This is a genomic window from Nitrosospira sp. TNL200 (assembly GCF_055386305.1).
Genome location: NZ_AP041003.1, coordinates 1,275,324 through 1,300,496 on the forward strand (window position 1 = coordinate 1,275,324; position 25,173 = coordinate 1,300,496).

Here is a 25,173-nt window from a genome sequence, read left to right on the forward strand (position 1 = left end):
GAGACGGCATCATGCGATTGAGCGGCGATTGTTTGCCCGCTGCATTCGTTACGGGATGTTTTATCGCATCCGTCTGCGTTCCCGCCGGCTTTGTTCAGGCTGCCCGAGCATCAGAAATCGCACGATCCGCCGGGGCCGGCGTGGCGGATGCATCCGCTGCCATGCGCATATCGGCAGCGCATACGCATCATTCACCCCCGGAGGAAGACGGTACCGGGAGTACCGGAGGCGACAGCGCCGCGCCTGCACTGCTGGACCTGGGTCCGCATACATTTCCGGTATCGACGCGGAATAAACTGGCGCAGCGATACATGAACCAGGGGATGAATCTTTCCTACGGATTCAACCATGCCGAAGCCGGCAGGGCTTTCGAGGAAGCGGCGCGGCTCGATCCGACGCTTGCGATGGCCTACTGGGGACAGGCCCTCGTACTTGGACCGAATATCAATGCACCCATGCCGGCGGAGGCCGAGGGGCCGGCGCTGGAATACATACAAAAGGCCGTTTCGCTCAAGGCTGGCGCATCTCCCCGGGAGCGGGCGCTCATCACCGCGCTGGAGAAGCGTTATACGGGCAATCCCGATCAGCGCAAGACTAATGACAAGGCCTATGCGGATGCCATGCGTCAGGCGCACGCGCGCTTTACCGATGATCTCGATATAGCCATGCTGTATGTTGAATCCGTGATGGATCTCAACTCCTGGGGCTACTGGATGCGTGATGGCTATCCCATGCCTGAAACCACTGAAATCGTGGCGCTTACCGAGTCCGTCATGCGGCGCAATCCGATACACCCTGGAGCCGTCCATTTTTACATCCATCTGGTCGAGCCGACCAGCACGCCCGAGCGGGGAGAAGTGGCGGCGGACACCCTGCTCGGCCTGATGCCCGCAGCAGGGCATCTGGTGCATATGCCTTCTCACATCTACCTGCGGGTGGGACGATATGCGGATGCTATAAAGAGCAACCAGATGGCCATGGCGGCGGACAAAAAATACCTCGCGCAGCGGCATGCGTCAGGAATATATCCGGTGATGTATGTTCCGCACAATATTCATGTTCTCTGGGCAGCCGCCGCGATGGATGGGCAAAGCCAGCTGGCGATCGATGCGGCGCGACAGGTTGCCAGCACGATAGATGATGCAACACTGCGGCAGGTCCCGGCAACCGCCATATACCGCGTGGTGCCCTATTGGGCATATGCCAGGTTTGGCAGGTGGAACCAGATCCTGCAGGAGCCCGCGCCGCCGGCGACGAACGCATTTCTCAAGGGAGGCTGGCATTATGTGCGGGGACTGGCATTTTCCGCAACGCGGCAATTGCAGCAGGCTGAGCAGGAACTGGCGGCTCTGCGGGAGATCGTCAAGGGGCCGGGCCTCAATGTGCCGCTGATGTCGCTCAACACGGGGCGCGCTGTGCTCGTTATCGGGCCCGAAGTGCTCGCAGGGGAAATCGCGCTCGCCCGGGGGCAATTCGAATCCGCCATCAACCATCTGGAACGTGCCGTTCGTCTGGAGGATGAACTGGCCTACACCGAGCCGCCGGAATTGCATGCCCCTGCCAGGCTTACGCTGGGCGCCATGCTTCTGGAAGCGGGACGACCGGCCGAGGCGGAAACCGTGTATTGGGAGGATCTGAGGCGAAACCGCAACAACGGCTGGGCGTTGTATGGCTTGCTACAGGCGTTGCGTGTTCAAAACAAGAACGATCGGGCGGCGCTCGTCGAGGCGCGCTTCAAAGAGGCGTGGGCGCGAGCCGATGTGGAGCTCAACTCTTCGCGCTTTGGCTGCGTGGCCTCGCCCCCCGCCAGAGTGATGCGTGAACCACGCGCAAGCGAGTGAGCTAGGCTGACCATTGAAAGCGGAGCACCGGCCCATGAGCGAGCAAGCGAGGCAAATGGAAAAAATCCAGGTGCTTCCCGACCCCATGATCTGCACTATCGGGCATTCCACGCATCCCCTGGACGAGTTTCTCGATCTGTTGAGGGACAATGAAGTCAGACATGTCCTGGATGTGCGCACAGTGCCCCGGTCGCGGCAAAACCCCCAGTTCAATAAGGAAACATTGCCCCGTTCCCTGCAAACAGTCAGCATCGGCTATAGCCATCTGCCGGGCCTCGGCGGACTTCGCCATGCCCGCAAGGAGTCGCTCAATGATGGCTGGCGCAATGCTTCTTTTCGCGGATATGCCGACTACATGCAAACGCCTGAATTTGCCGGGAATGTGCAGGCCGTGGCGGAGCTTGGCGGCCGCGAGCGCTGTGTGCTGATGTGTGCCGAAGCGCTGCCCTGGCGGTGCCATCGTTCGCTCATCGCGGATGCGCTCATCCTTCGAGGAATCCGGGTGGAGGACATCATCGGCAAGGGGTCTCGAAAAGTGCATTCGATAACTCCGTGGGCGCGAACCGACGGGCTGAACATCACCTATCCTTCGCCGCAACGCGAGGCCAAGGAAGACTTGTTCGAGGATCCCCGGAAATGAGGAAGCCCTCGGGCGGCAGAAGAATATTACGCGCATAGATAACCAAGATAACCAAGGAGTCGAACCATATGAAAATCTTCCACGCGGCATTCACCGTCCCGGTGGTCCTGGTAGCCCTGGCGGGGCTGGATTCGCGATCCGCCATGGCATATGAAAGCGGTTTATCGAGCCAGCGTGAATTGCAAAAGGATGAGTCGCGCAGGAGCGATCCGCGCTATAACCGGAGCAGCAGGCAGCAGGGTCAGTCAAGGCAGTCAAGGCTGCAAAGTGGCGAGGCAAAGTCGTGGGAGGCAAGACCCTGGGAGAAGCAGGCGGAGGAAAAACCCTGGGAGACGAGGCCGTGGGCGCAGAAGGGACAGGAGGAGGGCCGGCGGGTCGGAAGGAAAGCGCGCAAGGAGCGGCAGGAGAGGGAGCGGCAGGAGAAAAAAATGGAAAGCGCCAATGACTCGGGCAGCTACAAGGAACGGGTATCCCAGCGCCGCCGTAACCAGATGGGAAGCCAGCGCTATTATCCCATCGGTGCGCGATAGGCAGCGAGAATGGTCCGGAATGAGCAGAACGGAGGGATGGGAGAAGGGAAATCCGTCAGGTAGAGAGGAAGGGATCGAAATCGTGATGAACCAGATCGCCGATGCGCTCGAGCGTGATATCGGCCGAGGGGTATAGCACGAGATTATTGGGGTCGTGCGCGTAATGTCCCTGCCGGGGAAAGATGGAGGTCAAGCGTCTTCCCATGCTGTTTTTCATCGAAGCCAGAATGCGCAGCTTGTCGTCGATCATCACGTAATGCCGGGCCGGGTAACGTGCTTCCACCGCGTGCAGCATTTTTTCCTTGTGGATGTAGATCAATACCCGGCCCTCGACCGCGTCCCATAATCCGGAACGCTGGATCTTGCGCGGCTGGAAAACGACGTCGCCATCCGACAGGATGACGGTTTTTCCCCAGCGACGGACATGGGATAGGGCATCCACTGCATGCGGATAAAGGCGCTCGGCAAAAGGGTATTCCAGCAGAAAGCCTGACATCAGCAGTAGTTCCGGTTCATTGATGTGGTTCATCCGGTATCGCTGCAAGGCGCCGAGGTAATCCGCATAGCCAAGTTCGGTTCGCAGCGCCTCGAACAGGGTCCAGTACCGATCGCTGCTCTCGCGGCCGAACTCCTGTGTGAGGTGATGTTTCAGATCTTCGATGACGTGATCATTGTCCAGCAGCGTATTGTCCACGTCGAACAGGAATATGCATTCCTCCGGTGTGGCTTTCCTGGTGTGAGGCTGCTTCATGGCTTCCTGCCAGATTTCACCATTTTTCTCCAAAAGGGCGAAGGTCGAGTTCGAAGCTCCATGCCTGAGTTGGCTGTTGCGCAAGAAAGAGAACCGTTTTTGCTATCTGCGAGGGCTCCAGAAAGAATTCGTCCGCTTTATCCGGCATCTGCTGCCGTGTCCGCTGCAAATTGACGACTCCATCGAGTATGACGTAGCTGACATGGATCTTCTCGGGGCCGAGGTGTCTGGCCAGCGATTGGGCAAGTCCTCGTTGACCAGCCTTGGCGGACGCAAAAGGCGCGAAGTTGGCGCCGCCTTTTATTGACGCGGTGGCGCCAATGGCGATGATGCTGCCCTTTCCCGCCACTCGCATGTCTGGAAGCACCTCTTTCACGGCAAGAAACAGTCCCCTGCAATTCACTTCCCAGGCGGACTGGAAGTCTTCCAAAGTCGAATTGTCCACATTTTTAAACGCGCCGGCGCCAGCGTTATAGATCAGTATGTCCACCGGGCCGACCTCGGCGCGGATGCGGGCGAAGACATCGGGTGCGGCTTGCGTATCCCTGACATCGTATGCATAGGTGCTGGCACCCGGAATCTTCTCCGCGATTGCGTTCAATTTTTCCTTGCTGCGGGCACAGAGCACCACGCGGTAACCGGCTGCGGCAAATTCAGCGCCCATGGCGGCGCCGTTGCCCGGACCGGCGCCGACAATCACGCATATTCCTTTATTCATTATGGAACCTCCGAACAAGTCTCCGCTGGAAGTGTTGTTGATAAAGTTGGGATGACTATAAGGCGCGACAAAGGTTATAGCTTGGACTACGATGCCAAGCAACGCAAGTTATGGTTTCCCAGAGCATAGTCCGATGAACCGCGAAGCTGTATCGACAGTAGCCGGGATGCCGGATCGTATCAGGCGTATGGGACACCCAGCCCGTGTGAAGTAAGAATTCTCACGCACAGTTCTTAGGAGATTGGTGGCAGCGCTGATCTCCTGCTTGGCACAACCGAAAGTGACAGATAACGGCCTGGTACATCATCCGTGCTCAGGAGGGAGCCAATCTCCACGGCGGGGATAGACCCTACTAGATGACAGGTGTACCTATGTCCGATGGTTAGCTCGTCTATAAAGTTTAAAATATAGGTTGGTCTAGTATTGAAGCCTCTTCAAGGATGATTGAAAGCTTTTGATCCGCATGGATTTAATTGACAATATAAATTGCCTGCTTGGCGATGACTTGAAGCGAATGATCAAGCCTCATGCTCGACTGAAGGTCGCGGCATCCTGCTTCTCAATGTACGCTTACGAGGCGCTGAAGGCAGAACTGGAAAAGATCGATGAACTGAGTTTCATCTTCACCGCGCCTGCCTTCGTTGCGGATGAGGTGACGGACAAGATTCGTCGGGAGCGCAGGGAATTCCACATTCCCAAGCTCGACCGGGAGCGTAACCTGTATGGCAGCGAGTTTGAAATCCAATTGCGCAATAAGCTCACCCAGAAGGCAGTTGCCAAGGAATGCGCTGACTGGATACGGCGCAAGGCCAAGTTCAGGAGCAACCGCAGCAAAGTGCCAATGCAGCAATTCGCCTGCGTGCAAGCCGATGGCGCCAACAGTGCTTACGTCCCACTGCATGGCTTTACCGCTGTCGATCTGGGCTACAGCCAAGGAAACGCCGTCTCCAATCTGGTCAACAAGATAGGGGCTCCTTTTGCGAACACCTATCTCAGTCTATTCGATCAAATTTGGAACGACTCCGAAAAGTTGGAGGATGTGACCGCCCACATCTGCGAGCACATCGCATCCATCTACCAGGAGAACTCGCCCGAGAGCATCTACTTCCTGGTGCTCTATAACATTTTCAACGAGTTCCTGGACGACATCGACGAGGATGTGTTGCCCAATGATCGCACCGGCTATCAGGACACCCTGATCTGGAACAAACTCTTCAATTACCAGAGGGACGCGGCCACCGGGATCATCAACAAGTTGGAAACCTACAGCGGCTGCATTCTGGCCGACAGCGTCGGTCTCGGTAAGACGTTTACCGCACTCGCGGTCATTAAGTACTACGAGTTGCGCAACCGTTCGGTGCTGGTGCTGTGCCCGAAGAAGTTGGCGGACAACTGGCTCAACTACAACCGCAACCTCAAGACCAACATCTTCGCCCGCGACCGCTTCAGCTACGACGTGCTGTGCCACACCGATCTGAGCCGCACCAGCGGCGAATCCTTCGGTACACCACTCAACCGCATCAACTGGGGCAACTACGACCTCGTGGTCATCGACGAATCGCACAACTTCCGCAACAACGATGCTTTCAAGGATAGGGAGACTCGCTACCAGAAGCTGATGAACAAGGTTATCCGCGAAGGCGTGAAGACCAAGGTGCTGATGCTCTCGGCCACGCCGGTGAACAACCGCTTCACCGATTTGCGCAATCAGCTCTCGTTGGCCTATGAGGGAGATTCCGAGAACCTCAGCAAGAAGCTGCGTACCAGCAAGTCGGTGGAGGAGGTCTTTCGCAATGCGCAGACCGCATTCAATGCCTGGTCCAGACTGCCGCCGCAGGAACGCACATCTCGTGCAATCCTTAACGCACTGGACTTCGACTTCTTCGAGCTGCTGGACAGCGTCACCATCGCACGCTCGCGCAAGCATATCCAGACCTTCTACGATACTAAGGACATCGGCCATTTCCCCGAGCGTCGCAAGCCTCTGTCATTCCATTGTGCGCTGACCTCACGCTCGGACGTGATGGGCTTCAACAAGATTTTCGAGCATTTGTCCAGACTCAAGCTCGCCGTTTATGCCCCTGTCAGCTACATCCTGCCGAGTCGCTTGAAGAAATACGAAGAGATGTACGACACGCAGGTTCCAGGTGGCGCAGGTAGATTCCGGCAGGTTGATCGCGAGAAGAGCCTGCAGGCGCTGATGACGGTCAATCTGCTCAAACGTCTGGAAAGCTCCGTCCAGTCATTCCGTCTCACCCTGCAATCCTTGCAGGCCAATCACCAGAACACGTTGGCGAAGATCGCGGCCTTCAACCAGACCGGCAACGCTGCCAGCGTAGGCGATCTGACTGAGGTGCTGGAAAGCCTCGATGCCGAGGAAGATGATCCGTTCGAAGGGCTGGATCAGAGCGGCGATGTCGGCGGCAAAGTCAAGATCAGCCTAGCTGACATGGACTTGCCGTCATGGGAACACGATCTCAAGGTTGATCTTGCCAATATTGAGATGCTGCTGGCCTCGATGGCAAAGATAGCTCCGGCTGACGATGCCAAGCTCCAGCATCTCAAGGTCCTTGTACTGGAAAAAATTGGCAACCCGATCAACCCTGGCAACAAGAAGGTGCTGATCTTCACTGCCTTTGCTGACACGGCGGACTATCTCTACGCCAACCTTGCACCTGACCTGTTGCACCGCCAGCAACTGCACTCCGGCAAGGTCACTGGCAGCGACCGGCCCAAATCCACTCTGCCCAAGGCGTATGACTTTCAGGAACTACTGACGCTGTTCTCACCGCGCTCCAAGGAAAAGGCCATCGTGCTGCCCAACGAGCCGGCGGAAATTGACTTGCTCATTGGCACCGACTGCATCTCCGAAGGCCAGAACCTTCAGGATTGCGACTACCTCATCAACTACGACATCCACTGGAATCCGGTCCGCATCATCCAGCGCTTCGGGCGAGTGGATCGCATCGGTTCGCCCAACAGCAGCATTCAGTTGGTGAACTACTGGCCTGATATTTCGCTGGACGAATACATAAACCTTAAGGAGCGTGTCGAAAACCGGATGATGATCGTGGACGTCACCGCCACCGGCGACGACAACGTGATTTCCGCGCAGGCCAACGACATGGCGTACCGCAAGGAGCAACTGCGCCGCTTGCAGGAGGAAGTCATCGAATTGGAAGACTTGAAGACCGGCATTTCCATTACGGACCTGGGTCTGAATGACTTCCGCATGGACTTGCTGAATTACGTCAAGACCCATGGCAAACTCGATAGGACGCCCAATGGCCTGCATGCCGTCGTGCCGGCCAACGTTGATCTGGGCCTTGCGCCCGGCGTCATCTTCACTCTGCGCAATCGCAACTCGGGTGTGAACCCCCCTGCGCACCTGCCGCAACACAATCGGCTGCACCCGTACTACCTGATCTACGTCAGTCAGGAAGGCGAAGTGATCCACGACCACACTGAGGCCAAGCGTCTGCTCGACTTGGCACGTTCGTGCTGCAAGGGCCAAGCAGAACCAATTGCGGATGCTTGCCAACAGTTCAACAAAATGACAGCCGACGGCCGCAAGATGCAGCCATACTCCGATCTGTTGAACCAAGCCATCAGCTCGATGATCGAGGTAAAGGAAGAAAAAGACCTCGACAGCCTGTTCAGTGGCGGCAAGACCACCGCGCTCACGGGCACCATTTCCGGCTTGGATGACTTCGAACTGATTGCTTTTCTGGTGATACAGGAGGCTGGATGAGCCAAGTCAATCCTACGTTGCGGCATTCAGCTCTCATTGGCTACCCCGCGCAGGCCGCCTTTGGGCGTACGCTGCCCAAGAACAGGGTATACGAACACAGCGGAGCCAATGCTCGGTTGAAGGATCTGTTCGTCAAACAGGTGGAGCAGATCGTCTGGGCATACAAGCTGGCTCCAGAAACGCTGAACCTCCCCGCTCGGCCAGGCGTGCCCGAGATTCAAGTTTTCAGTCTCCAGCTCAAGACGCCGGAATTGCACCGCGACGTGCTGCGCTGCATCGATGGGGCCATTCCATTCCCCATCCTGTTCGAGTTGGCCTTTGAGGGCAGAACGCAGGTGATCGCCGCCTATAAGCGGCCATTCTTATCAGGAGGGGAGGCCGACGCCAGCCGCTGGGTGCTTTCCGACTACTTTGCAACGGATTGGTTACCAACAGGCTGCGAACGTGGGGCCATGCCCGTGGCCTTGCACATGGGTGGACTGTATGAACAACTGTTGCATCGCCTGATTCCCTTGGCCGCGCGGTCGCAGGAAACGCTGGCCGAACTCGTGGCGCGTGTGGAGCAGATGCAGGCCAAGCAGCGCGAGCTGGACAAGACCACAGCGCGGCTGGAAAAGGAAAAGCAATTCAACCGCAAGGTGGAGATCAACGCTGCCGTGCGACAACTCAAATCAGAACTGGAAAGTCTCAGCCGTTGATCCACGGCAGCGGCTCGATTACGAACAGGACAAGAACATGGACAAACTGAAAATGCACTCGCCCAACCGGACGGAAGACAACATCGCGCGCATCCGCGAGATGTTCCCAGGCTGCGTGACGGAGGCGCGGGGCGAGGATGGCAGCGTGAAGCTGGCGGTGGACTTCGACCAGCTCAAACAGGAGCTTTCTGCATCCATTGTCGAAGGCCCGCAAGAACGCTACCACCTGAACTGGCCGGGCAAGCGCGAGGCGTTGTTGACGGCTAATGCGCCGATCGCCAAAACCCTGCGCCCGGTACGCGACGAGAGCGTAGACTTCGATACGACGAAGAACCTGTTCATCGAAGGCGACAACCTGGATGCGTTGAAGCTGTTGCAAGAGACGTATCTGGGCAAGGTGAAGATGATCTACATCGACCCGCCGTACAACACGGGCAATGACTTCATCTACGAGGATGACTTTGCCGAAGACGCGGACGAATACTTGCGTCGGTCGAATCAAGTGGATGAGGAAGGCAATCGGCTGGCCGCCAATACCACGGCAAATGGACGCTTCCATTCCGCCTGGCTGACGATGATGTATTCACGACTTCGACTTGCGTCTCGACTTCTGACGGACGACGGCGCGGTGTTTATCAGCATCGACGACAACGAATCGAGCAATCTAATCAATATCTGCTCGGAGATTTTCGGATCAGAGAATTTTGTCGCCCAACTTGCTGTTCAGTTAAATCCTCGTGGTCGTCATCTGGATAGATTTGTCGCCAAGACCCATGAAGCAGTCCTCGTGTTCGTAAAGGACGGACTCAATTCCTCATCAGTTTGCGGTCTTGAAAAGGAAGGCCAAATGGTTGATGAGTACGATAAAAAGGATGGGCAAGGTCCATATCGCCTGCTTGGCCTGCGCAATCGAAACCAAGCGTTCAATCCGACCACACGTCCGAAGCTCTACTACCCACTTTATGTGGACAAAGCAACAGGCGCTGTTTCGCTCAAGAAGGAAGACAACTTTCAGATTGAGGTCTGGCCAGACGCACCCAACGGAGTCAAGACGTGCTGGACGTGGGGGAAGGAAAAGGTATCGAAGGAAGGAAAGCTGCTTTGTACGCAACTTACTGGCGATGAGTGGCGCATCTACCGGAAAGATTATCTACATGGGGAAAACGGGGAGGTTGCCAAGACGCTGGTCAAATCCCTCTGGGTGGATAAGGAGATAACAAACGACTATGGACGGAAGGCGATCAAAGACCTGTTTGGATCAGCCATCATGGACTTCCCAAAGTCTACCGAACTGATGGCCAAACTCGTAAAGATCGGCAGTCATCCAGATTCCATCGTTATGGACTTCTTTTCCGGCTCTGCGTCAACGGCTCATGCGGTCATAGCAGTAAATGCTGAGGAAGGCGGAAATCGTCGCTTCATCATGGTGCAGTTGGCGGAAGAGCTTGCGGCTGACTCCGTAGGGGAAAAGGCTGGATTCAAGAACATCTCTGAAATTGGGAAGGAGCGAATTCGCCGGGCTGGCAAACAGGTGCTTGAAGGCGAGTCCGATGAGGGTTGGCAGCAGGACGTTGGTTTCCGCGTCCTCAAGATCGACACGTCCAACATGGCCGACGTCTACTACGCACCTGATGCGCTCGACAAGGCCAACATCGACTTGTTCGTGGACAACATCAAGCCCGACCGCACGGCGGAAGACCTGCTGTTCCAAGTGATGCTGGACTGGGGTGTCGACTTGGCGCTGCCGATTACCAGGGAAACCATTCAGGGCAAGGGAGTGTTCTTTGTCGATGGCAACGCACTGACCGCCTGCTTTGATGCGCACAGCGGTATCGACGAAGCCTTCGTCAAGGAACTGGCCAAGCGCCAGCCGCTGCGCGTGGTGTTCCGCGACGCGGGCTTCAAGGACAGCGCCGTCAAGATCAACGTGGAGCAGATCTTCAAGCTCTTGTCGCCATCCACCGAAGTGAAGAGCATCTGAGGGGGCGGCGATGAAACTGAAGTTCAAGACGCAGGCCTACCAGACCGCAGCCGTGCAGGCGGTGGTGGGCTGCTTCAAGGCGCAGTTGCCGGCCTCCAGCAAGGCCATCAGTTATCGCATCGATCCCGGCAAGGCCAAGGCGAAGACAGACAGTCTGTTTTCCGACGCGGGTTTCAAGAACGCCGACCTGCTGCTGTCGGACACAGCGCTGCTCGACAACATCCAGCACGTGCAGCGCCAGCAGAACCTGCCCGTTTCCGATGCGCTGGCCAAGACCAGGATAGCCCGCGTGAACCTCGACATTGAGATGGAAACCGGCACGGGTAAGACCTACTGTTACATCAAGACTATCTTCGAGCTGAACAAGCTGTATGGCTGGAGCAAATTCATTATCGTTGTGCCCAGTATCGCCATTCGCGAGGGTGTAGCCAAGTCGCTGGAGATCACTGCCGAGCATTTCCTGCAGAGCTACCACAAGAAGGCCCGCTTTTTCATCTACAACTCCAAGCAGTTGCATCACCTGGAAAGCTTTTCGTCGGATGCAGGCATCAACGTGATGGTCATCAACGTGCAGGCGTTCAATGCCACCGGCAAGGACAACCGGCGCATCTATGAGGAGCTGGACGACTTCCAGTCGCGTAAACCCATCGACGTCATCAGCGCCAACCGCCCGATCCTGATCCTGGACGAGCCGCAGAAGATGGAAGGCGGCAAGACTCTGGATACGCTGGTCAACTTCAAGCCCTTGATGGTGTTGCGCTACTCCGCCACCCACAAGACCACGCATAACAAGATCCACCGCTTGGACGCACTGGACGCTTACAACCAGAAGCTGGTGAAGAAGATTGCCGTGCGCGGCATATCGGTGAAGGGCTTGGCGGGCACGGCGGGGTACCTTTACCTGCAATCCATCGAGATTTCGAGTAAGAAGCCGCCCGAGGCGCGGGTGGAGTTCGAGCAAAAGCTGGTGGGCGGCAGTATCAAGCGCGTCGTTCGCAAGCTTGGCAAAGGGGATAATCTGTTCGACCTCTCTAACAGGCTGGACCAGTATCGCGACGGCTTTGTTGTCTCCGATATCAACGCCAATACCGACACACTGAGCTTCACCAATGGCGTGGAGTTGACGGTGGGCGACGCCACGGGCGATGTGACCGAAGCGGCGCTGCGCCGCATCCAGATTCGGGAAGCGGTTAAAGCGCATTTCGACAAGGAACAGGTACTGTTCCAGCAAGGCGTGAAGGTATTGACTCTGTTCTTCATCGACGAGGTGGCCAAGTACAGGAATTATTCCGCGTCCGACGAGAAGGGCGAGTACGCCCGCGTTTTCGAGGAGGAATACAACCTGTACCTCAACGAGGTGCTTGATCTGGACGAAACGCCCTATGTCAGGTACCTGAAGGGTATTCCGGCGGGCAATACCCACAGCGGCTACTTTTCCATCGACAAGAAGACCAAGCGGCTGGTAGATCCCTCGGTTGCCATGCGCGGCGAGGACGCCGGGCAGTCCGACGATGTGGATGCCTACGACCTGATCCTGAAGGACAAGGAACGGCTACTATCGCTGAATGAGCCAGTGCGCTTCATCTTTTCGCACTCGGCGCTGCGCGAGGGGTGGGATAACCCGAACGTGTTTGTCATTTGCGCGCTCAAGCACAGCGACAACACCATCTCCCGACGGCAGGAGGTGGGACGTGGCCTGCGCCTATCGGTCAACCAGCAGGGCGATCGGATGGATCATCCCGCGATCGTCCATGATGTGAACGTGCTGACCGTGGTCGCGAGCGAAAGCTACAGGGATTTCGTTGCGGCGCTGCAAAAGGATATCAGCGATTCGCTGTCTGCCCGGCCACGGGTGGCGAACGAGGAATACTTCACCGGCAAGGTACTCCCTACGGCTAGCGGTGACGTGCCGGTCACGCCACAAATGGCCAGGCAAATTTATCGTTATCTGGTGAAGAACGATTACACCGACGATGCGGACCAAATTACCGCCGTCTATCACGATGCCAGGAAGGCCGGAACGCTGGCCGATCTGCCGGAAGACTTGAAGCCGCATGCCGAGCACGTGTTTTATCTCATCGATGGTGTGTTCAGCGCCAGCCAGTTGCCGGATATTGGAGATGACCGGAAGCCGAAGAAGAACCCGCTCAACGCCAACTTCGAGAAACAGGAGTTCAAAGCCTTATGGCAGCGGATCAATCGCAAAGCGGCCTATAGCGTCGAGTTTGACTCGGACGAGCTGGTGCAGAAGGCTGCTGCGGCTCTCAACGATAAGGATGCCGGTCTCCGCGTTACCCCGCTGCAATATACCATCCAACATGGTGAACAGGCTACGGCTGTTACCTATGACGAAATCAAGGACGGGAATGCCTTTGTCCTTAAGGTGACAGAAACCGAGACGAACCGGTATTCGATCCATTCAGCGGTCAGGTACGACCTGATCGGCAAAGTGGCTGAAGGCACACAACTGACACGGCGGACGGTGGCGGAAATCCTCAAGGGGATCAATGTTGCGGTCTTCGCGCAGTTCAAAACCAACCCTGAGAGCTTCATCGCCGAGGCCATTCGACTCATCAATGAACAGAAGGCAACAGTCATCATCGAGCATCTTGCCTACGATCCGGTTGAGGACAAGTTCGACCTCGACATCTTTACCACCGGGCAAACTCAGCAAAATTTCAGCAAGGCTGGGGATAAGCTTCAGCGGCACATCTATGACTATGTACTGACGGACTCGAAGGTGGAACGGGAGTTCGTGAAAGAGCTGGACACTGCAAATGAGGTCGTGGTCTACGCCAAACTGCCGCGCGGCTTCCTGATCCCCACGCCGGTGGGAGACTACAACCCCGACTGGGCCATCGCCTTCAAGGAGGGAAGCGTCAAGCACATCTATTTCGTCGCCGAAACCAAAGGTTCCATGTTATCCATGGAACTACGGGAGATCGAAAAAACCAAGATCAAGTGCGCACGCAAGTTCTTCAATGAAATGAACAGGCGATATGCTCCGGAAAACGTCAAGTATGATGTGGTGGACAGCTTTGATAAATTGATGAGGGTGATGAAGTAGATTTTGAGACAAGGAGAAGTGAGGTGTTGTAGTACTGAAATTGGCTATTACTTTAACCAGAGGTTTGAGAGATCGCCATGAACTTCTTCCTGGGATCAGTTACGCTCGAATGGGTTGCGTAGTGTGAATAGGATAAGCTCCGGCAGCGAGATTCTCCGGTATACTCGAAACACTATGTCCGAAACGCTACTCGTCATTTCCGCTTCCGCTGTTCTGCTTGTCACGATGGCTTTCCTGGTAATAAGGCTGGGCATGCTTTCGACACTGGTGCGCGAATTGCTGTCGCAGCAAACGAGGGTCATGGAGGAAAAGCACCGCGACATGCTCAAGGATTTGCACGAGGGGCTGGCAAAACAGGGTGACCGGTTGTCGGAAGCGCTGGGCAAAACTTCGGAGCAGTTGCGCTCGACGGTGGAAACACGGCTGGACCAGATCAGCGGGCATGTCACCGAAAGGCTGGACGAGGGATTCAAGCAAACCAACGAGACGTTCACCAGTGTCATGACGCGGCTTGCGACCATCGATGAGGCGCAGAAAAAAATAGACAGCCTGACCACGAACATGGTCAGCCTGCAGGAATTGCTGGGCGACAAGCGTTCGCGCGGGGCATTTGGCGAGGTACAGCTGGAAGCGCTGGTGCGAAATATTCTCCCGGCGTCGGCCTACGCCATGCAGTATACGCTCGGGAATGGCCATCGCGCGGACTGCGTGCTGCGCCTGCCGCCGCCTACAGGCATGGTGGCCGTGGATTCCAAGTTCCCGTTGGAAAATTTTCATCGCATGTTCGATCAGCATGCGGATGACGCCAGCAGGGTGGCGGCGCAAAAGCAATTCAAGGCGGATGTGAAGCGGCACGTGGATGACATCGCCGGCAAATATATCCTGCCCCCGGAAACCTGCGAGGGTGCGGTGATGTTCGTTCCGGCGGAGGCGGTGTTCGCCGAAATCCATGCCTATCATGCAGACATCGTCGACTACGCCATGCAAAAGCAGGTGTGGATAGTCTCGCCTACCACCCTGATGGCTGTATTGAACACCGCCCGCGCGGTACTGAAAGATATAGAAACGCGCGAACAGGTGCATGTCATCAAGCATGAACTTGCCCGGCTCGGCAAGGATTTTGTCCGCTTCGACGAGCGCATGAAAAAGCTGGCCGATCATATCCGCCAGGCCAACCAGGATGTCGAGGAGGTGCATGTTTCGAGCAGGAAGATCAGCCAGCGTTTCGCCCGTATCGATGCGGTCGAGCTGGACATCAGGCAAGCCGGGAGCGAGGTGGTGCTGGACTCGCCCGCGACCGATACTCAAGGGATGCCTTGAACATGAGGACCAGTGGTCGTGAACCGGGAGGGGATCAACCATTCGCGTCGTCGCCTCTCTTGCATTCCATTCCGCAAAGCCATCGTCGCGCCTGCGAAGACTTGTTCAGGGCTTCTCAAGGGAACTCCTGAACATAAGGAACAGCATCGTCGCGTCAGTGGAGATTTGTCCAGGATTGCCTTGATGGCGTGGAACATCAAAAGCTGGCGCCGGCGCCATATTCTCAAGAGCGAGCCCATACCCGACGATTCATGGCAACGTGTGGTGGATCGCCTGGGTTTCCTGCGCGGCCTCAGTCCGGATGAGCTTTTGCGCCTGCGTGAACGCGTTGCGCTATTCCTTCACGGCAAGCAGATAAGCGGTGCACACGGGCTGGTTGTCACCTACGAAATGCGCCTGCTCATCGCGGCGCAAGCCTGTATCCTGATACTGAACCTGGATCTGGATTATTATGGCGGATGGGTGGAAATCATTGTTTACCCCGGAGAGTTCATCCGGCGTTACGAATATGTCGACGATGATGGCGTGGTGCACGATCTGGTGGAACCTGCCTCGGGGGAATCATGGTTGGGCGGACCAGTCATTCTTTCCTGGGAAGATACCGCAGCCGCTGAATCCGATGCAGGATACAACGTGGTGATACATGAGTTTGCCCATAAACTGGATATGCTCAATGGGGAAGCCAATGGGTTTCCGCCATTGCACCCCGGCATGAGCCAGCGCGCCTGGAGCGACGCATTCGGTGCGGCCTATGCCAAATTTCGGCTGGAAGTAGGGGATGCGGAGGCTGACGAAGCCATTGCATCCGATTTTTACGTTCCGCACGATATCGGGCTTGGTGTCGACCTCTACCTTGACCCTTATGCCGCGGAGGACCCTGCCGAATTTTTTGCTGTCATCAGCGAGGCCTTTTTTGAAAGGCCTTTGATGGTAAAGCAGTGTTTTCCAGCAGTTTATGAGCAACTGGCCCTTTTTTACCGGCAGGACACGGCGCGACGATGGAGTGAATCATGAGCGGCTATTTCATCGGTGGAGATATTGGCGGAACCAAGGTGCTGCTGCAGGCAGCCGAATGGGAAGATGGCTCGCAGATGCGAGTGCTTTGCGAGCGCCGTTATGCCAGCCGGGAGTACGCGAGTTTCTCGGATATCGTTGCGGATTTTCTGAAGCAGCCGCAACTTGTGGAGGCGGACCGGAACCCTGCCGCGGCCTGCTTTGCAGTAGCGGGGCCGATAACCGAACAGGGCGCCAGCCTCACGAACCTGCCGTGGTTGATGAATGAGGAGGCTCTCGCGAGCGAGTTTTCCATTCGCTGCGTCAGGCTCATCAATGACTTTGCCGCAGTAGCGCTCAGCATCGAGATATTGTCCGGACACGATCTGGTCACGTTGCAGGCAGGAAAGCCGCTCGCCAGGGGAATGCGCGTGGCGCTTGGGGCGGGAACGGGCATGGGAGGCGCGTGGTCGTCCTGGCAGGAAGGCGGATATGCTGCGTTATCCAGCGAGGCAGGTCATATGGATTTTGCGCCTGCCGACGAATTGCAGGATGAGTTGCTTGGGTATCTGCGGGCGAAATTCGGGCATGTTTCGGTAGAGCGGGTATTGTCGGGCCCCGGATTGACCCATGTTTTTAATTTTCTTTCCAGCAAGGCGGATCCCCGTACTTCCGTATCGGAGCGGATGCAGATGGATGCCGATGACGCGCCCCGCGTAACCGGGCTCGCCTTCCAGGAGGGTAATCCGGTCGCGCTGGAGGCAATGGATCTGTTCGTCTCGGTTTACGGGGCTTACGCGGGAAGCCTGGCTTTGGCGGGACTTACCCGCGGCGGGGTATATGTCGCAGGCGGAATTGCGCCAAGGATTATCGGCAAACTGAGGGAAGGGGGATTCCTGAAGGCGTTCCGTGACAAAGGCCGGTTTGCGGCGCTCATGGAGGAAATCCCCATCCATGTGGTGATGAACCCGACGGCCGGGTTGCTTGGCGCGCTGCATGAGGCGCGGCGGACGCTGTCAAAAAAGGCTGGAGGATAGAGGGTAGGGGCAGCATGGCCGGCCAGTCGCGGTCATCCCGGTTTGCCATCGACCCGCTCCCGCCAGTAGATAGGGGCATAGCGGCCTGTCCAGAGAGAGAAACAGACCAGCCAGCATAATCCTGCCAGCACATATAAGCCCGGGGCGGCTTCGCCTAGGGATTCAGGCAGAATATCCGGCGCGATGCGGAGCGCGACGGCAGCCTGGAAACCGATAAACAGCAGCCAGCTGAATCGGTCCAATGCCAGAGGGCGCCCGGAGTGCCCCAGCGTGACCCTGGATGCCATGCCGAGCACCATGCTGGCAAAATACCCGATGGCCAGCGCGTGCAAAGGAGCAAGGCCAAACGGCGACAGGCTGCCTCCGCTTGTGAAAAACACCAGGCTTTGCACGCCATATAGCAGCATGGAGAGGGGCAGCCAGGCAAACGCAATGTGCAGCACCGCCAGGAGATGGACGCGAAAACTACGCAACAATCCCCAGGTCAAAGACAGGTAGATCGCACAGGCAGCCAGCGGAAAATCGACCAGCCACAGATAAGAAAACGCATCTTCCGACAATTGCAGCATGCCGTGGATGAAGGAACAGGCCAGCATCAGCCAGAGCATCCAGTATGGCCTCACCAGGACATAATCATCCAGCACGCGGCTGGAAAAAAATGGGATCATGCGGTGGCTTACGATCATGACGATAGGCAGCAGAAAGAACCAGATCCCCGCGGAACGCGCAAAATCCAGCAGGACGGCAGCGTCCGCCAGCAGCCACAGCAGATAGGCGGCCATTCCCAGCCAGCCGGAAATGAGCGCCACCATGGCTGCGGCGGCGTGACGCCGGTCCTGGTCTTTCGCCCGCAGCAGAACACGAGCAAGCGCGCGAATCGCCACGCTGAACCCAGCCAGCAGCAGCGTGCTGCCGGCTGCCACGAACTGTTTCCCGGTTAGCAGACCCAGATAGAAAAGCAAAATACCGATGGCCATCAGCAGGCAGGAGGCGAGGAAATCCCGTGGTGGAATTTTCTCGCCATTCAACCAGTTGGGAAATGTGGTAAACAGAAAACCCAGAATGAAGAATGGAAAAAACCCGTAGATCATCAGGAAGGCGTGTGCCCACATGGGCGCCATGCCCCATCCGGCAACGCTGCCGGCAATGCCATAGCGTCCTGCCAGGTCCATTACCCACCATAGCAACGTCATCACGCCTTGCAGCGAGCCGGCCAGGAACATGCCGCGATGCGGCGCGGAGGCGAGGTTACGCCAAGGGGGTGTGGAACTATTCATGTCCGGTTCATGATGAGGGGCGCGAGGTGGATTCCAGAATGTTTGATCCGGAAGTTTTCCCTGTTATTTTACTCTAAGGAAGGAAGCATGCAGAATCATGAGCAAGGCTTTTACCAAAGAAACCGATCCGGACGATGATTCCAGCATGGAGGAGGTTGGCAACGCCATTTCATCCCTGCCTTCGGGAACCCGGAACTATATCACTCCAGGGGGGCATGCAAGATTGATGGATGAGTTTCTCTGGCTGATGAACAGGGAGCGTCCTCAGGTCACGGCAACCGTATCCTGGGCCGCGTCCAATGGCGATCGCTCGGAGAATGGCGATTATATCTATGGCAAGAAGCGCCTGCGCGAAATCGACCGGCGCATTCGCTTTCTTACGCGGCGCCTGGATATCGCGGAAATAATCGATCCAGCCGCGCCAAGGGAAGACGAAACGCAAATTTTTTTCGGTGCAACGGTAAGATTCGCAAACCAGGCGGGCGAGGAAAAAACGGTTTCTATCGTAGGCGTGGATGAGATCGACACCGCCAGGGGCTATATCAGCTGGGTTTCGCCTGTCGCGCGCGCGCTGATCAAGGCGCGCGAAGGAGAGGTGGTGATGCTGCATGCGCCGGCGGGAATCGAAGAACTGGAAGTCCTGGATGTCAAATACCGGCCAGTTCCAATGACGCCATTCGCGCCACTGGAATCGCAATCCCATACCCATCCCGGCAAGCCGGCAGCTCCGGCATGAAATCAGAGCAGGTCATTACATCGCGCGATAACCCCTTTTTCAAGCGCCTGGCCAAGCTCGCGGCCTCTTCACGTCAGAGAAAAGCCGCCGGTTTGACGCTCCTCGACGGCGTGCATCTCATTCAAGCCTACCTGCCTCTCGGGCAACCTGAAAGCATTATCGTCAGCGAGACCGGCCGCGAGAGTCGGGAAATCAAAAGGCTGCTGGCGGAAGTGGATGGCAGTATAGGCGGTACAGGCGCGAAAATGGCGATAGCTGTACTGAGCGATGGATTGTTCCACGATATTTCTTCAGTCCGCACACCGACAGGCATCATGGCGGTAGTTCCCATCCCCTCGCCAGGATCGGTTCGCGCGATCAAATATAATGACAACGGCAAGGAAGAGTTCTGGGTGCTGCTCGAAGCGATACAGGACCCGGGCAATTTTGGCTCCATCCTTCGTTCCGCCGCGGCTGCCGGCGCAAGCCGCGTTTATCTTTCCGATGGCTGCGCCGACCCCTGGTCTCCAAAGACGCTGCGCGCCGCCATGGGTGCGCATTTTCTCTTGCAGATTTACGAGCGATCCAATCTTGCGGAGGTGGCAGGGATATTCAAGGGCAAGGTCATCGCCAGCACACTGGATGCAGGGAAAACCCTCTATCAGGCCGATCTTGCAGGCCCGGTCGCCCTCGTGTTCGGCAACGAGGGAGCGGGGCTTTCCAAAGCGTTGCTGCAAGCCTGCATGGAACGCATCCGCATCCCCATGCCCGGCGGAACCGAATCGTTGAATGTGGCGGCAGCGGCAGCGGTCTGTTTTTTCGAGAGAGTGAGGCAGAAGAAGACGGGCGGATGAGCGGGCGCGAATGACGCATGATAATGCTTGGCGGATAAACGGCGAGAGGAATTTTTCCGTTGACTGGAAAGACAGGGTCTGCAGGGATAACCAGAAGGTCGGGAATATAACCTGACGGCATAGGGGCGATCAGGCGTGATCGGAAATGCAAAAAATGGAAGGGCTTGAAGCCGGTGTGCGGCTTCCCACCCCCAAAGGGGTGGCGTTGGCCATCATGGAGGTTTGCCGGCGCGAGGATGCAACGATTGCAGAAATCGCCAAGCTGGTAATGACCGATCCGGCACTATCCAGCCGCCTGCTCCAGTTGGCCAATTCGGCGGCACATTCCCGGCGGCCGGTTGCTTCCGTGCCCGATGCAGTCATGCGCCTGGGTCTTTCCACTGCACGCATGCTGGCGATGGGTTTTTCCCTGGTGGACCAGTATCCGAGCGGCCCATGCCAGGGGTTCGATTATCCCGGTTTCTGGTCTCACTCGCTCTTGATGGCAGTGGCATGCCAGCAGTTGGGCGGCCTTACCCGAGGCGGATCCCCGGATGAACTCTTCGCCTGCGGTTTGCTTGCCCGCATCGGCTGTTTGGCCCTCGCAACCGTTTACCCCATTGAATATGGCGGCCTGCTGGCGCAACAGGAAGGGACGTCTTTGCTGGAACGGGAGCGCGAGCGACTCCACGTCGACCATAATGAACTCACTGCCGTCATCCTGGCCGACTGCGGTATTCCCCTTTCTCTCGCCGAACCAGCCTGTCATCACGAAGCGCCCGGGATTTCGGGCTTTTCCGAAGGTTCGCGGCCCTACGAACTAGCCCGCATATTTCACCAAGAGCCAAATGAGGCCGTGAAGCGCCCGTTGGGATGTGCATTTTGGTCATAGCGATGTCCACGCGCCGCGCTCAAGGCGATTTGTCTGGCCTGCGGCGATAGCTCCCCCTTTCCCCCATGGTTTTTCAACATGCCGGGGCAGCACTCGGAACGGGTTATGGCGGCGCCAGCGCTTGGGCGGCGATAAGAAAGACGTGGCGTAGCGGGTGGTGGGAGGCGAGTAGCAGGCGCACGCGGCGCGTGTTGCGTACGATGACGGCCCCGATCTTGAGCAGCTTCACGCGGATCGTCGCCGCGCAGGCGCGCTCCAGTTCGGTGCCGGCCAGGGACAGCGCGCGCAAGCGCTCCATCAACGTATAGGCCAGGGCCGCGAACAACAGCCGCAACTGGTTGGCGGCAAACCGGTGGCAGGAGGCACGCGTGCCGAACAAGTCGAGCTGGGCTTCCTTGATGCGGTTTTCGGCTTCGCCGCGCACGCAGTAGAATTCGTCATAGAGCCGTGCCGCATCCCAGCCGAGGTTGGTGACGACAAAGCGCGGATTATTGCCTTGGGCGCCGTATTCAAGGCGCGTGATGATGCGCCGCTCGCGGTTCCAACTGTCGGCCGCGTAGCGCAGCTCGCCGACCGAGCGCTGCTTGACCTGGGTCTGTTCCCAGGCGCGATGCAGCGCTGCCTCCTGGCCGGCCATCAGTTTTTCGAGGCGCCTGTTGCGCGCCACGCCGATCGTGTAACCGACGTTGTGGCGTTCGCACCAGCGCAGCAGGCGCTGGCGGCAAAAGCCGGAGTCGGCACGCACGACGATGCGTACCTCGGGCCAGCTCTGGCGCAGCCGCGTCACCAGCAGTTTGATCACGGCTGCCGCGTGCCTGGCGCCATCGATCCTGCTGTTGCGCAGATAGCAGGCCAGCATCGACTGGCCGCAGAACACATACAGGGGAAGGTAGCAGTAGTGGTCGTAGTAACCGTGGAACTGGCTGCGCTCCTGATCGCCGTGCAGGGGAATGTCGGAAGCATCGATGTCGAGCACCAGCTCCTGCGGGGCTGTTTTATGACTGGCCACGAACTGGTCGACCAGCACCCCGTGCAGCGCCCAGGCCTGCGCTCGCGTGGCGCGGTTCTCCAAACGGCACAGGGTCGGTGCCGACGCTAGCGGTGCGGTCGTGCCGATCGCCGTTTGCATGGCCAGGTCGTGGCGTAGCATGGCGTGGTCGCTCAAGTCTTCCCAGCCTTGGCACTGCGCGTACACCCGTTGCGCCACCAGAGCGCGCAGGTCGTGCTTGATGCGCGCCGGGTAGCGGCCGTCCGACAAGATCCTGGCCACCGCCATGGTCAACCCGATCTTGCGGTCGACCTGCCGCAGCAGAAGAACCCCACCCTCAGTGCTGATATCCCCACCATCGAAATTGGCGATGATTTCGCGCCGCCCGAGGCGCCCCAAACGTATTTCATTACTGGTACACTTTGGCATCGGCTCAGTGCTCGCTATTTCTTGTGTGGAAACTTGATTTTAAGCGGGAATTACACTGAGCCGATTTCTTTTTGGTGAAATATCCGGGCTAGCCCATCTTTTCTATCACGCCAAGTGTCTGGCGGATCTCGGCCTGACCCCGGAAAAGGAGCGCTACAGCAAAATTCCCGAGCTTATGCTGCTTGGAGGCAAAATCGGTCTGGACGTGGATGCCCTGGGGACCCTGGTTGATGAGATTTTTTTGCGATGGAGGGGATGGGGCGAATTGCTCAAAGTGCCAACCCATACGCTTCCCTCGTTCGCCAAACTGGCGCTCGCGCCGGCTCCCAAGTCCGATGGAGAAGATACTTTGTCCGGCTTGCGCATTCTTCTCGTGGAGGACGATGCCACGAGCCGCATCACGATGGAAGCCATACTTGCCCGCCTGCTTGGCCATCCGGTCCATTCGGCGGCAAATGGCCAGGAAGCATTGGCAATGGCACTGGAAGTGATGCCTCAGATAGTGGTAACGGACTGGCTCATGCCCGTTATGGATGGAATAGGCTTTTGCCGCGCTCTGCGGGCTACGGACTGGGGGCAATCCATGTATGTCATCATGTTGACATCCATGGATGAGGAAAACGCCATCATCGAAGCGTTTGAGGCGGGAGTGGATGATTACGTCACCAAGCCGGTGAATGTTCCCGCTTTAAGGGCCAGGATGCGTGCTGCGTTGCGTTACGTCAAGCTGCTGGGTGCGTGGGAGCGGGATCGTGCCCAGCTCAAGCAGTTCGCGGCGGAACTGGCGATCAGCAATCGAAAGCTCGAGCACGCTGCGCTGACGGATCTGCTCACGGGCCTGCCGAACCGGCGCGCGGGCCTGCATGCTTTGTCACAGGAATGGAGCGGGGCAAATCGTTCTGGCCAGCCGCTATCGGCTGTCATGATCGATGTCGATCATTTCAAATCGATAAATGACAACTATGGGCATGCGATAGGGGATGTCATCCTCAAGGAAGCCGCAAAAGCAATCCAGAACATGGCCCGCAAGGATGACAGCGTTTGTCGCCTTGGCGGCGAAGAGTTCCTGATTATCTGCCACAATACGGATTTGAAATCGGCATATAACGTGGCCGAACGCTTGCGAAAAAAGGTGGGATCCACAAACATCAGGGTGGGCGACGCGGATGTCCGTATCACCGTCAGCATCGGCGTGGCGTGCAAGGAATTCGATATGGTCGATGCCGAGACCATGGTGAATGCGGCGGACAGGGCGCTTTATGAGGCCAAGCATGGAGGCCGAAACCAGACTTGCCTGTTCAAGCATAATCAAGTGGTCTGCCCTCACGGAAAACCGCTCATGTGATATTTTCCGAGCGGCATTAAGGAAGCACTGAGCAAATCCTCGCTGAGCGCGTTGTGGGTAAAATCGGGATGATCATAAGGCGCGCGACGCAGGTCGTAGCTGGTAGCTGGGACTACGGTGCCAGGGAGCGCAACGCCATGGCTCCCCAGAGCGTGGCCCGAGGGGCCCTGCGAAGCGGGGATCGGGCAGCGGCGGGGATGCCAGAGCGCGCCAAAGTATACATGGGGCGCCAACAGCCCGCTACGGGGTCGCATCTTCCTCTGGAAGACACTGCTCCGCCCTGCGCGGTCGCACCATTCGCGTCGTCGCCTTTCGCGCACCCCATCCCGCGAAGCCACCGCCGCGCCAGCAGAGATTTATTCAGCGCTTCCTTAAATAGAGTTTCTACACTTTCCCCTCCGATTGTTCGAGCCAGTGCTCGAGCCCCTGGGCGTTCAGGCCGACGTCCAGGCTCAGCAGTTCACAAATTTCCTCATGCGGCAGTTGGCAACCATGCGCGAGAATGCGTTGCAGCAGCAATTCCTGGATCTCCTTCACCAGAGCGGCATGCCGATTCGATGCGCCGCGCAGCTTTCTCGCTATCGCGACGTGGGCATCTATCAAGCCGTGCAATTCCGCCGCATGGGCGGACAGGTGACCGATACGTCCATAATGCGTCAGGAAGGCATAAACCGGATCGTAGCTCATGATGCGTTCCACTGAAGCGTGCGCGGCCACGGGGTCGAACTGCACCGGGGTAGTGGTCGGAAACACAAACTCCATGCCATTCACGTCGAACTCGCGATAGGAAAGACCAAATGTGTCGCCCGTAAAAAACAGACGGTTTCCACGGTCGAAAATGCAGTAGTGGTGGCGGGCATGTCCCGGCGTGTCGAGAAACAGCAATGGCCTGCCGTGGAAATCCAGGGTAAAACCATCCGGCGCCTCGACGATGCGTGCCGCATCCACCGGGCGTATGGTCCCGTACAGGCGGTTGAATTCGGCTTCGCCATATACCGCCTTCGCGCTCGCGATGAGACGGGCGGGGTCGGCCATATGGCGGGCGCCGCGAGGATGGACCACCAGTTTTGCGTTCGGCAGCCGGGACATGAATTCGCCCGCTCCTCCCGCATGGTCGAGGTGGATATGGGTCAAAAACAGGTAATCCACATCGGCGGGGTCCAGATTTCCCGCTTCCAGCGCTTGCAGCACGGCGGGAACGGAAGACGACGTTCCGGCATCCACGAGTGCCCCTCTATTTCCCTCGACGATCAGATGAATGGCGGCAAGTCCGGGACGGAGATAGTCCGCGTCGATGGCGCTGATCCCATGGCCATACGCTGTAACCCTGGACATGGCCCCGGAAAGGGGCGCCGAAGCGGGTGCGA

At 57.5% G+C, this 25,173-nt stretch carries 20 protein-coding genes; 14 read left to right on the forward strand and 6 right to left on the reverse strand.

Translation table 11 applies throughout. The features are described 5' to 3' along the window. Nucleotides 1–11: 11 nt before the first annotated feature. The 3 genes from ACZ5CE_RS05685 (at nt 12) to ACZ5CE_RS05695 (ending at nt 3,011) form a co-directional block, all read left to right on the forward strand. Complete coding sequence (locus ACZ5CE_RS05685) at nt 12–1,841, forward strand: tetratricopeptide repeat protein (protein ID WP_464576839.1); 1,830 nt, start codon at nt 12–14, stop codon at nt 1,839–1,841. 34 nt (nt 1,842–1,875) lie between these two features. Continuing rightward, nucleotides 1,876–2,481, forward strand: a complete 606-nt coding sequence (locus ACZ5CE_RS05690; RefSeq protein WP_464576840.1) for a DUF488 domain-containing protein — start codon at nt 1,876–1,878, stop codon at nt 2,479–2,481. A 68-nt stretch (nt 2,482–2,549) separates the two neighbouring features. Beyond that, nucleotides 2,550–3,011: a hypothetical protein gene (locus ACZ5CE_RS05695; protein WP_464576841.1), complete on the forward strand. Its 462-nt coding sequence runs from the start codon at nt 2,550–2,552 to the stop codon at nt 3,009–3,011. A gap of 55 nt (nt 3,012–3,066) precedes the next feature. Here ACZ5CE_RS05695 and ACZ5CE_RS05700 read toward each other — a convergent pair whose 3' ends face one another. Both ACZ5CE_RS05700 and ACZ5CE_RS05705 read right to left on the reverse strand, forming a co-directional pair. Further along, nucleotides 3,067–3,762, reverse strand: a complete 696-nt coding sequence (locus ACZ5CE_RS05700) for an HAD family hydrolase (RefSeq protein WP_464576842.1) — start codon at nt 3,760–3,762, stop codon at nt 3,067–3,069. 16 nt (nt 3,763–3,778) lie between these two features. After that, nucleotides 3,779–4,480, reverse strand: coding sequence for an SDR family NAD(P)-dependent oxidoreductase (locus ACZ5CE_RS05705; RefSeq protein WP_464576843.1), 702 nt, complete (start codon nt 4,478–4,480; stop codon nt 3,779–3,781). 514 nt (nt 4,481–4,994) lie between these two features. Here ACZ5CE_RS05705 and ACZ5CE_RS05710 point away from each other — a divergent pair. The 7 genes from ACZ5CE_RS05710 to glk all read left to right on the forward strand — a co-directional run bounded on the left by ACZ5CE_RS05710 (nt 4,995) and on the right by glk (nt 17,327). Further along, the gene (locus ACZ5CE_RS05710; RefSeq protein ID WP_464577441.1) at nt 4,995–8,231 is read left to right on the forward strand and encodes a helicase-related protein; all 3,237 of its coding nucleotides are present in this window, start codon (nt 4,995–4,997) and stop codon (nt 8,229–8,231) included. Further along, nucleotides 8,228–8,929, forward strand: coding sequence for a DUF4391 domain-containing protein (locus ACZ5CE_RS05715; protein WP_464576844.1), 702 nt, complete (start codon nt 8,228–8,230; stop codon nt 8,927–8,929). The genes ACZ5CE_RS05710 and ACZ5CE_RS05715 overlap by 4 nt, the downstream gene beginning before the upstream one ends. Nucleotides 8,930–8,966: 37 nt before the next feature. Then, nucleotides 8,967–10,910 carry a site-specific DNA-methyltransferase gene (locus ACZ5CE_RS05720; RefSeq protein ID WP_464576845.1) on the forward strand — a complete coding sequence of 648 codons (1,944 nt, stop codon included), beginning with the start codon at nt 8,967–8,969 and terminating at the stop codon, nt 10,908–10,910. Between the two features lie 10 nt (nt 10,911–10,920). After that, the gene (locus tag ACZ5CE_RS05725; RefSeq protein ID WP_464576846.1) at nt 10,921–13,977 is read left to right on the forward strand and encodes a type III restriction-modification system endonuclease; all 3,057 of its coding nucleotides are present in this window, start codon (nt 10,921–10,923) and stop codon (nt 13,975–13,977) included. A 174-nt stretch (nt 13,978–14,151) separates the two neighbouring features. After that, nucleotides 14,152–15,297 carry a DNA recombination protein RmuC gene (locus ACZ5CE_RS05730; RefSeq protein WP_464576847.1) on the forward strand — a complete coding sequence of 382 codons (1,146 nt, stop codon included), beginning with the start codon at nt 14,152–14,154 and terminating at the stop codon, nt 15,295–15,297. A gap of 183 nt (nt 15,298–15,480) precedes the next feature. Beyond that, complete coding sequence (locus ACZ5CE_RS05735; RefSeq protein ID WP_464576848.1) at nt 15,481–16,311, forward strand: M90 family metallopeptidase; 831 nt, start codon at nt 15,481–15,483, stop codon at nt 16,309–16,311. After that, on the forward strand, nt 16,308–17,327 hold the full coding sequence (gene glk, locus ACZ5CE_RS05740; protein WP_464576849.1) for a glucokinase: 1,020 nt from the start codon (nt 16,308–16,310) through the stop codon (nt 17,325–17,327). The genes ACZ5CE_RS05735 and glk overlap by 4 nt, the downstream gene beginning before the upstream one ends. A gap of 32 nt (nt 17,328–17,359) precedes the next feature. Here glk and ACZ5CE_RS05745 read toward each other — a convergent pair whose 3' ends face one another. After that, complete coding sequence (locus ACZ5CE_RS05745) at nt 17,360–18,604, reverse strand: NnrS family protein (protein ID WP_464576850.1); 1,245 nt, start codon at nt 18,602–18,604, stop codon at nt 17,360–17,362. A gap of 97 nt (nt 18,605–18,701) precedes the next feature. Between ACZ5CE_RS05745 and greB the strand changes: the two genes are divergently transcribed. The 3 genes from greB to ACZ5CE_RS05760 all read left to right on the forward strand — a co-directional run bounded on the left by greB (nt 18,702) and on the right by ACZ5CE_RS05760 (nt 21,044). Continuing rightward, entirely contained in the window at nt 18,702–19,340 is a 639-nt protein-coding gene (gene greB, locus ACZ5CE_RS05750) for a transcription elongation factor GreB (RefSeq protein WP_464576851.1), read from the forward strand. Then, nucleotides 19,337–20,173, forward strand: a complete 837-nt coding sequence (locus ACZ5CE_RS05755) for a TrmH family RNA methyltransferase (RefSeq protein WP_464576852.1) — start codon at nt 19,337–19,339, stop codon at nt 20,171–20,173. The genes greB and ACZ5CE_RS05755 overlap by 4 nt, the downstream gene beginning before the upstream one ends. Nucleotides 20,174–20,327: 154 nt before the next feature. Continuing rightward, complete coding sequence (locus tag ACZ5CE_RS05760; protein WP_464576853.1) at nt 20,328–21,044, forward strand: HDOD domain-containing protein; 717 nt, start codon at nt 20,328–20,330, stop codon at nt 21,042–21,044. Nucleotides 21,045–21,147: 103 nt separating this feature from the next. Here ACZ5CE_RS05760 and ACZ5CE_RS05765 read toward each other — a convergent pair whose 3' ends face one another. Next, the gene (locus ACZ5CE_RS05765; protein WP_464574401.1) at nt 21,148–22,461 is read right to left on the reverse strand and encodes an IS1380 family transposase; all 1,314 of its coding nucleotides are present in this window, start codon (nt 22,459–22,461) and stop codon (nt 21,148–21,150) included. An 88-nt stretch (nt 22,462–22,549) separates the two neighbouring features. Then, nucleotides 22,550–22,747, reverse strand: coding sequence for a hypothetical protein (locus ACZ5CE_RS05770; protein ID WP_464576854.1), 198 nt, complete (start codon nt 22,745–22,747; stop codon nt 22,550–22,552). Between ACZ5CE_RS05770 and ACZ5CE_RS05775 the strand changes: the two genes are divergently transcribed. Then, the gene (locus ACZ5CE_RS05775; protein WP_464576855.1) at nt 22,736–23,806 is read left to right on the forward strand and encodes a GGDEF domain-containing response regulator; all 1,071 of its coding nucleotides are present in this window, start codon (nt 22,736–22,738) and stop codon (nt 23,804–23,806) included. The two genes, ACZ5CE_RS05770 and ACZ5CE_RS05775, sit on opposite strands and share 12 nt — an antisense overlap. Nucleotides 23,807–24,190: 384 nt before the next feature. On the opposite strand, the gene ACZ5CE_RS05780 is transcribed toward ACZ5CE_RS05775, so the two are convergent. Beyond that, nucleotides 24,191–25,141 (reverse strand): MBL fold metallo-hydrolase, encoded by a 951-nt coding sequence (locus ACZ5CE_RS05780; protein ID WP_464577442.1) that lies wholly within the window; start codon nt 25,139–25,141, stop codon nt 24,191–24,193. Nucleotides 25,142–25,173: the final 32 nt, after the last annotated feature.